General features: G+C 46.9%; 6 protein-coding genes. 1 reads left to right on the forward strand and 5 read right to left on the reverse strand.

Annotation, left to right across the window (positions count from 1 at the left end):
- Positions 1-1,878, forward strand: a 1,878-nt coding sequence (locus QUA97_RS26760) for a leucine-rich repeat domain-containing protein (RefSeq protein ID WP_333197265.1), incomplete at its 5' end; no start/stop codon positions are given.
- Between the two features lie 612 nt (positions 1,879-2,490).
- Here the strand turns inward: QUA97_RS26760 and QUA97_RS26765 are convergent.
- The 5 genes from QUA97_RS26765 to QUA97_RS26785 form a co-directional block, all read right to left on the reverse strand.
- On the reverse strand, positions 2,491-3,336 hold the full coding sequence (locus tag QUA97_RS26765) for a nitrate ABC transporter ATP-binding protein (RefSeq protein WP_194068595.1): 846 nt from the start codon (positions 3,334-3,336) through the stop codon (positions 2,491-2,493).
- Between the two features lie 708 nt (positions 3,337-4,044).
- A complete protein-coding gene (locus tag QUA97_RS26770; protein ID WP_194068597.1) occupies positions 4,045-6,045 on the reverse strand; it encodes an ABC transporter ATP-binding/substrate-binding protein in 2,001 nt (666 codons plus the stop codon).
- A 249-nt stretch (positions 6,046-6,294) separates the two neighbouring features.
- A complete protein-coding gene (gene ntrB / locus QUA97_RS26775) occupies positions 6,295-7,140 on the reverse strand; it encodes a nitrate ABC transporter permease (RefSeq protein WP_194068598.1) in 846 nt (281 codons plus the stop codon).
- Between the two features lie 77 nt (positions 7,141-7,217).
- Complete coding sequence (locus tag QUA97_RS26780) at positions 7,218-8,612, reverse strand: CmpA/NrtA family ABC transporter substrate-binding protein (protein WP_194068599.1); 1,395 nt, start codon at positions 8,610-8,612, stop codon at positions 7,218-7,220.
- A 750-nt stretch (positions 8,613-9,362) separates the two neighbouring features.
- Entirely contained in the window at positions 9,363-10,130 is a 768-nt protein-coding gene (locus tag QUA97_RS26785; RefSeq protein WP_333197269.1) for an alpha/beta fold hydrolase, read from the reverse strand.
- Between the last annotated feature and the right edge of the window lie 452 nt (positions 10,131-10,582).

Consider the following 10,582-nt stretch of genomic DNA (forward strand, 5'->3'; position numbering starts at 1 on the left):
GACATCACACCCCTGCAATCTCTGACTAATTTGACTGATCTGCATCTGTACAACAATCAAATATCAGACATCACACCACTGCAATCTCTGACTAATTTGACTCATCTGAATCTGTACAACAATCAAATATCAGACATCACACCCCTGCAATCTCTGACTAATTTGACTGATCTGCATCTGTACAACAATCAAATATCAGACATCACACCCCTGCAATCTCTGACTAATTTGACTAAGCTGTATCTCTCCAACAATCAAATATCAGACATCACACCACTGCAATCTCTGACTAATTTGACTCATCTGAATCTGTACGGCAATCAAATATCAGACATCACACCACTGCAATCTCTGACTAATTTGACTAATTTGTATCTGCACTGTAATCAAATATCAGACATCACACTCCTGCAATCTCTGACTAATTTGACTAAGCTGTATCTCTCCAACAATCAAATATCAGACATCACACCACTGCAATCTCTGACTAATTTGACTCATCTGCATCTGTACAACAATCAAATATCAGACATCACACCCCTGCAATCTCTGACTAATTTGACTTATCTGAATCTGGCCAACAATCAAATATCAGACATCACACTCCTGCAATCTCTGACTAATTTGACTGATCTGCATCTGTACAACAATCAAATATCAGACATCACACCCCTGCAATCTCTGACTAATTTGAGTTTTATGGATTTGCGCAACAATCAAATATCAGACATCACACCCCTGCAATCTCTGACTAATTTGAGTTGGCTGAATCTGCACAACAATCAAATATCAGACATCACACCCCTGCAATCTCTGACTAATTTGACTTCTCTGAATGTAAATTTTAAACCTGAACATAAGGCTCTAATCGAAGCGTGTCGTCAAAAGTGGGGAACTCTCGTCAACTCTACCAAACCCATCTCTAACCCCAAAGCCGCAGCCGCCGTTAAGTCTGTCTGCGAGATCCTGGGTTTAAAGGCCTCTGAAATAACTTTTTGCAGTAGCCCCAACGGAGGGGTAGCACAAATACCGCTGAAAATATCCAATGACACTGATTTGATAAAGCGACTAAAAAAACAGATAACAGATGCGCTGCACCCCTTTATCTTAATCACAGAATTGCGACAAGAACTTTCGGAGTTAAGTATATGGGAGGAACAGCTAAAACAACAATTGAACACAGACTTTGCCAATTATTGGCAATATTCAAGACCAAAAGTTACTCCAAAATATTTGGTTGAGAATCTCGCTGTTGCTGAATTCTGTGTTTCCTTGGGCATTATTATCAAACCAGAAGCACAGAAACTTTTTGAATGCCTGAACCAGCTTTTAGCAGAATGCGGCTGGATTATTTTGTTAGATGATATCTGTATTGTGTGTTCGCGCCCAATCAAACTATCCCTCGACAGCGAATACCGCCTCCATGCAGAAGGGGAACCTGCACTGGAATTTCCCGACGGTTACAAAATCTATTCCTACCACGGTGTAACATTACCTGAAAAATACGGACAAATTTACCCCAGTCAGTGGCAAGCACAATGGCTTTTAGAAGAAGACAATGCTGAATTAAGACGAGTATTAATTCAGGGAATTGGTTATGCTAGAATTTGCTCGGAACTGCAAGCAACAGAGTTAGATTGCTGGAAAGAATACACGCTGCTCAAAATTGATGCTGATATTGATGGCTTCGATCCAGATGATTTCGAGGACGATGAGGATGCTCCGAAAAAAGAAGATATTTATCTGTTAAAAATGATTTGTCCGAGCACCGGACACATTCATGTTTTGCGAGTTCCGCCAGATATGACATCTGCTAAAGAGGCAATTCGCTGGGTAAATTGGGATATTGACTCAGAGGAGTTTTCCGTGCAAACTTGAGTAATACTAATTTAAAAAAGCTACAATCATCAATCTGAGGTCAATTGTTAAAAGCAGAGTCCAGCCGGACACGGCAGTGCCGTTTCCCTACCCGATTATGTTGTTAAAAGCAGAGTCCAGCGCCGGAGACGGCAGTGCCGTTTCCCTACCCGATTATGTTGTTAAAAGCAGAGTCCAGCGCCGGACACGGCAGTGCCGTTTCCCTACTGATAACTGCTAGATTGGCAAAATATTAATCCATAAAACACTAATCAAGATTGGGCCTGTGACACTTAAAAGGGTGGAATGCACCAAGTGTCAATTTAACAAAAACTGTGAATAACATAAGAAAGAAGCCCACCTTCAGTCAAAGTTGGGCTAAATTCATGCCAGCTTACGGACAGCTAGGCAATCGGGTCTCTTAGCGGGTAGACGTAAAAGTTAAGAAAAAGATCCGAACTTTGTCGAAAAACTTATCCCCAACAATTAAGCTCCAGTTTACCCGTTAGCGAAGCCCTCGAAGAGGATCGCACCAGCGACATCTCACCCGCAGCGATGTTCGCTGAAATTGGGGAAATGCTGGAGCTCTAATTTTCCAGCATTGCCCATTTTAAAGTCCCAATCTCCAAGGGTTTAAGCGTCGTCATCGTGAGCGAAGCGGCGGAACAGGAAGTCTAGGGCGTAGTTCCGCAGGTTGTAGTATTCGGGATCTTCCATCATTTGTACCCGATCGCGCGGACGGGGGAAAGGAATCTCCATAACCTCGCCGATGGTCGCTGACGGGCCGTTAGTCATCATCACGAGTCGATCGGCCAAAAACAGCGCTTCGTCAATATCGTGAGTAATCATCAACACCGTACAGCGGTGATCGTTCCAGATTTTCAGCAACTCTTCCTGCAATTCTTCCTTGGTAATTGCGTCGAGAGCACCGAAAGGTTCGTCTAAAATCAGCACCTGGGGGCGAATTGCCAAAGCGCGGGCGATGGACACCCGCTGTTTCATCCCCCCTGAAATTTGCGGTGGTCTTTTGTCAGCAGCTTCTGTGAGCCCCACCATCGCCAAATGTTCTTTGACGATCGCATTTTTTTCGACCTTAGATTTGTTAGGAAATACAGCGTTAACGGCAATGTAAACATTTTCAAATACAGTCCGCCAAGGCAACAAAGCGTAACCCTGAAACACTACCATGCGATCGGGGCCAGGCTTAACAATCCGCTGCCCGTTAATCGACACGGTGCCCTCGCTGGGATGGCTAAAACCGGACACCATATTTAATAGTGTGGATTTGCCACAGCCAGAGTGTCCGATCAGAGTAATAAACTCTCCCTCAGCTACGGTCAAGTTAACGTTTTCTAATGCCCTGTAACCGTTTGGATATACTTTATGAACATTGTCCATCACCAAAAACGGCTGGCGGCGATCGTGCGGTTGTTGGATTTGGGTTTTGGTGTTCGTCTGGTTTGGAGAAGTATTAATCATGGGTTTTGGAGGTCGTTAGTGGGTGATTAGCGATCGCAATTAATTGAGTTGTGATACCAATTCCGGTTGTACCGAAATGATGTTAACTGTTAACTGTTAACTGTTAACTGTTAATTTACTATTCCGATGCTAACGGATTTGATATGAATGGTAAGTTTGTCGCCAGTGTTCAAAAGTAGACTAGCAATTGCCTAAATTTTTGATTGATAGATTAACCGCATATCTAGCAACCGATGAAAGTCAAGCGGGACAAATTATCGCGGTCGTAGATTTTTATTTGTGGTGGGGTTCGACTCACAAATAAGTATCCCAAAATCCTGTAGATTCTCGCTTCACCAACAATCTATGAAACCCACAAATAATTTCATAAACCAGCCCCATCTACGACTACATCAACATTTTACCAATAAATTCACCCTACATTTTTCTTGTTGGTGGGTGGCGGCTGGTTGATAAGATTGATCGTTTATTTTGACAATAAGTTGTTGGGGAAGTGAGCTTCTACTAATTTGGTCGATCGTAATGTGATGTTATAACTACCTTGGCGGTTGCTATATAAAGCAGATCGACGCAGATAATTTCAAGAAGAGCGATCGAATGAATGCAATTGCTCCTCTAGTTTTTTGTAGGTTGAATTTAGGGACTAAACCCAACCTACTAATGAATTTTTTCTACCTCAAAACTGGCAACTCAAAGTTACACAATTCCTTAAGCAGCTCTGCGGCCAGAATCCAGAATCACTTCAGCCATCGTGTAATCGCGTTTGATCGCGAGATTGTTGAGATAGCCGATCGGATCGTCAGCATTAAACACGGAGCCATCAAACAAGCGGAGAGAACCCCGAGTGTAAGTAATATCAGACATCCCCAGCTCTCGGGCCGCCGTGCTGAAGGGGCCGACGCGGACTACCCGTTCCAGAATTTCTACCCAGTTGCGGGGGAACACAGTATCGCCCCAGCGCGCCATCTGCACCATGTGCCACAACTGTTCGGTGCGGCTGGGGCGGTTTACTCCGTCTCCGGCGAACAAGTGGTGGGCGTATTCCCGCATTGGAGTATCCAGATTGCAAGCTGCAGATTTCGGATCGCCAATTTGGATGTAACTCTTGTCAGTAGCGACGTACTCGCGTCCCGCCACAATTTCGGAAACTTCTTCAGCATTGGCCGGATCGCTGCAATAATGGCAAGCTTCCAGCAAAGCTTTGACTAGAGCAATGTGAGTATTGGGGTAAGCATTCGCCCACTCTTCTCGAACTCCCAGAATTTTTGCCGGGTGTCCGGGCCACAGTTCCAAATCCGTAGCTACAGTAAAGCCGACTCCTTCCATCGCGGCGCGCAGGTTCCAAGGTTCGCCAACGCAGAAACCGTCAATCGTGCCGCCTTGCAAGTCCACGATCATCTGGGCTGGAGGGATGTTTTTGAGCGAAACATCGCGATCGGGGTCAATGCCGCCGGAAGCCAGCCAGTAGCGCAGCAGCAGGTTGTGCATCGATGAAGGGTGAACGATGCCCATGCGGTGAGTTTGGGCGGGGGTTCGGCGCAGCATTTCTTTGTAATCTGCAAGAGTGTAGATCCCTTGGTCGTAAAAGCGCCTCGCGAGGGTAATTGCGTTGCCGTTGCGGCTCATGGTGAGGGCTGTAACGGTTGGTATTGGCTTTTCTTGGTGGCCTCCCAAGCTCAACCACGCCGCCATCCCAGAGGGCATATGGGCTGCGTCTAAGTAGCCTGCGGCGATGCCGTCTACGATGCCGCGCCAGCTTGTTTCCCGCACGAGGTGGACTTCATCGAGTCCGTGTTTGGCAAATAAGCCTTTTTCTTTGGCGATGGCTAGGGGAGCGCAGGCGGCGAGGGGGATGAAGCCGAGTTCGAGGTTGACTTTTTCTAGGCCGTGGCGGGCGATCGCGGGTACTTTGCGCGCCCGCAGTTTTTTGACTCGTTTCTGCTGGTTGAGGAAGTAAATCATTTCGCTCCGCAGGGCGTAGTAGCTGGGGTGCGTGACTACTTCCATGCGCTTGCGGGGGCGGGGGATGTCTACTTCGAGGATGCCGCCAATCTTCGATTCAGGGCCGTTGGTGAGCATGACGATGCGATCGCTCAACAGCACTGCTTCGTCAACGTCGTGCGTTACCATCAGGGCGCTGATTTCGTACTCTTGGCAGATTTCCATCAACTTTTCTTGCAAGTTGCCGCGAGTCAAAGCATCCAAAGCGCCGAAGGGTTCGTCCAAGAGTAACAGTTTGGGGCGCAAAGCTAGAGCACGGGCGATCGCCACGCGCTGTTTTTGTCCGCCGGAGAGCAGTGCAGGTTGCTTTTCCGCGTGGGGAGCCAAGCCCACCATGTCGATGTGTTTTTGGATGATTTCGAGGCGTTCGGCTTTGGGTAAACCGTTCATTACCGAGTCTACGGCTAGGGTAATGTTTTCTCTGACTGTCCGCCAGGGTAGCAGCGAATAGTTTTGGAATACTACCATGCGATCGGGGCCTGGCTTGGTAATTCTTTGTCCTTCGATCGTCACCAATCCTTCTGTGGGCAGATCCAAACCCGCCACCATATTTAGTAGGGTAGATTTGCCGCAGCCGGAGTGTCCGATTAGGGAGATAAATTCGCCTTTTTTAATTTCTAAGTCGATGCCTTTGAGGGCTATGTACGTGCCGCCGTCTGACAAATGAAATGTTTTTCCGACTTGTTCTACCGCAATCAAAACTGACATGGTTTTCTTGCCTTTTTTGTAGTTGGTTATTTTGCTAGCTGTTGACTGTTGACTGTTTGTTATTTGTTTCGATCGAACAACTGCTAGAAATTTAACTGGTTTAACTGGTTCCTAGGCTCTGCCTGGGAACCCATGTAAGCGAGGCTCTGCCTCACTTTTCTAGGAGTAAAATTCGAGGCAGAGCCAAAGCATCTGCGTTTCCAGGCTCTTCCTGGGAACGAGTAGAATTTGGTGAAGAATTAAACAGTCCTACTTTCCTTGACTAGGAGCAATCTTTTGCTGCAACCAAGCCATCATGCGATCGAGGAACAAACCAACAGCCCCAATGTAGAACACCGCTAAGAGAATTTCGCTGATGTAGTTTTGCTGGTAAGCGTTCCAAATAAAGAAGCCGATACCAACAATCCCTGACATCACAATTTCCGCTGCAATAATCGCCAGCCAAGCCAGCCCGATCGCAATTCTCAATCCCGTAAAAATGTAAGGAAGCGCCGACGGAAACAAAATATTGAAATAATACTCTTTCCGAGTCAGTTGCAGCACTTTCGCCACGTTGTTATAGTCATCGGGAATTTGGCGAACACCTTCAGCGGTGTTGATCAAAATCGGCCAAACTGCGGTGATAAAAATCACGAACAAAGCAGCAGGTTCGTTTTGTTGTAGTGCAGCCAGGGCGATCGGCACCCAAGCCAGAGGCGCAACCATCCGCAAAAACTGAAAAATCGGGTCTAAAGCCTTGTTCAGCAACGGATTTGTACCTACCAAAACACCCCCAGCAATTCCTACAGCAGCGGCGAGAGTGTAGCCTTTTGCTACCCGTTCCAAACTAGCCAAAGTTTGCCAAAACAAGCCGATTCCGTAGGTTTTGGAATTCATGAAAGGATACAGCAACAATACCCGAGTCCGTTCGTCAGTCCAAACGCTGATCGGCCCCGGCAGTTTGATCAGTCCCGTGCTCGACAGGAATTGCCAAACTAACAGAAATCCCAAAATTCCTAAAATTGGCGGCAAAATATTTGGTGAATTTTTCTTCCAAAACTCTCCAAACGCTCCTTGTGCAGAGCCTCGATCCCTTCGATTTGTACTTACAGCCATCCTATTAATCTCCTATGTTTGCGCTATTTTTTATGACCGTAATTTTTTGAGGCTAAATTACGGTCAGCTTTGACCCATTAAACTTTTTTAATCGCCAAACTCTTGAGGTAATCTTCTGGCTTTTCCGGGTTAAATTCTTGGCCATCAAAGAACTTTTCAATACCGCGAGACGTACTTTTGGGAATGTCAGCATCAGCAACCCCGGCCAATTTTGCTGCGGCTTTCCACAAATCTTCGCGGTTGACTTTATCGATCATCTTTTTATCCGCCAAGGTTTTGGTTGGCAGGAAGCCCCAGCGCACGCTTTCGGTTAAGAACCACAAATCGTGACTCTTATAAGGATAGGAAACGTTGCCGAGGCCGTCTTTCCAGTACAGCGGGCTCATTTTGAAATCGTCGATCTCTGGTTGACCATCACCCATCATGTACTTACCCTGGTAGGGAGGTGTCAAAACTGCCGGAGGTACGTCAAAGTAGTTTCTGCCAGAAGTAATGGCAACTAATTCGGCGCGATTTTCTGGTTTGTCGCACCACTGCTGCGCTTCGATCAGTCCTGCTAGCATGGCTTCGGTGGCTTTGGGGTGTTTGTCTACCCAGTCGCTCCGCATAGCTAGATACTCTTCGGGGTGATCTTTCCAGATTTGGGCTGTGAGGGCGGACATGAAGCCGATGTCCTCTTGGACGATCCGCAGGGGCCAGGGGTCGCCGGTACTGAAACCGTCCATGCTGCCGGTTTTCATGTTGGCTACGGTTTGGGCTGACGGTACTGTTAGCAACTCGGCTTCTGTGTCGGGATCGATGCCGTTAGCTGCTAGCCAGTAGCGAATCCAAAAGTCTTGGTTGGCTTTGGGGAAGGTGTAGGCTGCTTTGAAGGGCGTGCCTGCTTTTTTGAGACCTTTCATGTAGTCTTGGGCCGCTTGGTCTAGTTTGAGCCCGATGCCTTTGCCTTTGTGTTTTCCGGCGATCGCAATTCCATTTCCTTGAGTGTTCAACTGGGCTAGAACATACATCGGAATTTTGACGCTACCTTTGGTGATCAGACCTTCACTAATTTGATAAGGCATGGGCATTTGCCACTGGCCTCCATCAATACCGCCACCTGCAGAGCCGATTTCTAAGTTGTCTCTAGCCGAACCCCAGTTGGCTTGTTTGGCGACTTCCACTTCGGTCATGCCATACTTGGCAAAAAAACCTTTTTCTTTGGCAATAATTAACCCTGCTGCTTCGACGATCGGGATATATCCCAAGATAACTTTTGTGGTTTCGATGCCCTCTACTCTTTTCTCGTTGGCCACAGCAACTGGTGATGTGGCCGCTGGGGAGGCCCCGCCTGTAGTAGTCCCACCGCCGGCACCTGCTGTACTAACTGGTTCTGGGGGAGTACAAGCTTTGAGGAGTATTGTACTGACTGCGGATGCACCTGCGGTAACGATAAATTTACGTCGAGAAAATTGCTCTGAAAATTTTGTCATAGCCTAGCCTTCGTTCCTATTCATAAATCTTCTGTAACGACATCACTGAAGTTTATCAAAGCGCTTTTTTGCAGTTTGCTAAAGGTCTATTAGCGAACTATTGTGAGCGCACGGAAAGCAGGAGGGGTCGAAAGATTTATTGTTAGCATAAGTCTTTCAAATATCCCTGCTGATTTTACACTTTTGATTAACTCAATATTGCCATCGACCAAGTTGTGCGAACTCGCTTAAAGCGAACTCCACATTTTCTTGTGTTAGTTATTCAGTTTACCGTACTCTTGCTGTGATTATAAAACAAATATTAAATTTGAATGATAAGTAAATATTTTAGGAGGCTGGTGTCAATAAGCAAGGGTTGGGAGGGGCGATGGGGCTGGCCAGTCAAAACAGGTTCTAACTAAGACTTGTAGCGTAAGGTCTGTAGCGAAGGGCGGTCGGGAGGCATTCAAATCTATTGTCAATAAGCTGCCGCTCTCAGAGGGATCGCACATTTACTTTGTTAATATATGTATGCTTTTTTTAAGGTAACAGTTAATTGCAAAGTGCTGTACACAAATAATTATACTTTAGCCCACTTGCCCTTTTGGGGTTGGTAGCGTTGAAATAGGGAAGTAATATCAAATCCGGGTGCATCCCAATTGTATAGTTCAGAAGTGTCTCTAACCGCAGAAAAGATCGGGTGGGACGTGAGGTCTGTTACCGTTTAAGCTGAGATTGCGGTTGCTCAACGAGAATCGAAGCAGCTTGAAATTAAGAATTGGACGCTGAAAACAAATTCTTCGATAAGCAGTTGTTATGGGTTGAGGGCAGCGCCTGCCAAAAGTCCAAAATCGCTTCTGCTGTCTGTTTCGGGTAGAAAAAATGAAAGAAATAGCGTCCGCCCGGGCAAACCCAAAGCCGTGAAGTGGCTTCTAATTCCCGATCGAAATACGATCGCCAACTGCGAAGTTGATGCGGATCGACGACAACATCATCCACACCGCCGCACACTAGCAGCGGCACTGTTACTCGAATCGGCGCTAAACTCAGGCATTTGACAAGAGTGTGGGGAGACAGTGAATCGTCGAGATCTTGCTCCAAAATTTTCACCAATGCTGCCGTCATAGCTTGGGGCGAGCAGCCAAACAACAAGTCCACCATTCGAGTCAAAAGGCTCTGACGGCTACAGGGTAGCAGTTGGCGCTGAGCGTAGTAGTGCGCTTGCCAATCCACAGCGGGATATGCACCCACTGACAGCAAAGTGAGCGCGAGCACTCGTTCGGGATGTCGCTGAGCGTACAGCAACGCCAACAGTCCGCTAATTCCGTGACCGATCAGATGAATTGGCTGATGGCGGTGTTTCAAATAGTCGTGCAGCGACACCAATGCAATGTCGAGCGAACAGGGCTCGTCGGGTGTTTGTTGGTATTCCCAGCTAGCGATTGGAATATGCTGTGCCAGGGATTGCAGCAATGGGCGATCGAACGCTTGTAGGTGCGGGCTGGCACTCAAGCAAAGCACTTGGGGCAAATAAGACACGATCGTTCTGGTATAGGTTAAATGCTTGATGTTTTTGGGCCCGATTCCTGAATCAGGTTGCCAAAAGGTTCAAGTTTATTGCAAAAGATACTTAACTATCTTTAGAGGGATATTAGCATGACTGTTGCAATTATTTCCTAGTAAACAGCGTTGAGAAATATGAAGGACAGCGAACGTTGCAGCCAAAGCCGGACAGCGATTGCTACAAATTTCCCTTGAACGAACGCAGCTCGCTTTACTGTACCGACTGCTTTTGGGTCGGGTTCAGGCAACTTGATGACATACCACAGCTGTATTTAATGCGAATCTATTTCAAGAGTGTGGCGCTAACTCTCAGGATAATGAAAGTGTATTGTAGTTCTCAATCATTCGAGGGTGAATTACCCACCGTCAAGCGGAGTACCGCTATGACGGGGGCTTCCAGATTCACAAGGAACCGCGTCCGACAAGAC

Origin of the sequence: Microcoleus sp. CZ3-B2 (assembly GCF_036705055.1) — a bacterium.
Taxonomy (GTDB): Bacteria; Cyanobacteriota; Cyanobacteriia; order Cyanobacteriales; family Microcoleaceae; genus Microcoleus.

Excerpts from the sequence above, each read along its gene's own strand:
- QUA97_RS26765 (WP_194068595.1), bottom strand. The coding sequence starts at position 3,336 with ATGATTAATACTTCTCCAAACCAGACGAACACCAAAACCCAAATCCAA.
- QUA97_RS26770 (WP_194068597.1), bottom strand. The coding sequence starts at position 6,045 with ATGTCAGTTTTGATTGCGGTAGAACAAGTCGGAAAAACATTTCATTTG.
- ntrB (WP_194068598.1), bottom strand. The coding sequence starts at position 7,140 with ATGGCTGTAAGTACAAATCGAAGGGATCGAGGCTCTGCACAAGGAGCG.
- QUA97_RS26780 (WP_194068599.1), bottom strand. The coding sequence starts at position 8,612 with ATGACAAAATTTTCAGAGCAATTTTCTCGACGTAAATTTATCGTTACC.